This window comes from Polaromonas sp. P1_G1, assembly GCF_056405595.1.
Genome location: NZ_JBFUBU010000248.1, coordinates 1 through 402, shown reverse-complemented (window position 1 = coordinate 402; position 402 = coordinate 1). Strand labels below are relative to the sequence as shown.

Below are 402 nucleotides of genomic sequence, written 5' to 3'. Positions count from 1 at the left end.
GCATAGCGGTGTGGGTATTTGTAACGGTCCAGCGCCTGCTTAAACGGCCCATCGTTCTCGGCAATCCAGCTGCGCGTGCGTTCCCACGCTGCCTCTGTGGTGGGCAACCAGTGTTCGGGGTCATGCCGCTGCAAGGCCCAGAGCATGATGTCGAGGCTTTGATCGATGACGGCGCCATCGACGAGCACCAGCACCGGAACCGTGCCTTTGGGTGAGGCAAGCAATAGTTCTGTGGGTTTGTGGGCCAGCACCACCTCACGCAATTCGCATGTCTGCCGGCTCACCGCGACTGCCATGCGGGCACGCATGGCATAGGGGCAGCGCCGGAACGAATACAGCACCGGCAGCGACATGCCAACTTCAGCCAGCAACGGGCTTGGGCAAGACGGCACCGATGTGCAC

1 protein-coding gene is annotated in these 402 nt (G+C 61.9%); it reads right to left on the bottom strand.

The window, feature by feature from the left end; translation table 11 throughout:
* Positions 1-353, bottom strand: a 353-nt coding sequence (locus AC1D1Y_RS26695) for a glutathione S-transferase N-terminal domain-containing protein (protein ID WP_477684998.1), incomplete at its 3' end; no start/stop codon positions are given.
* Between the last annotated feature and the right edge of the window lie 49 nt (positions 354-402).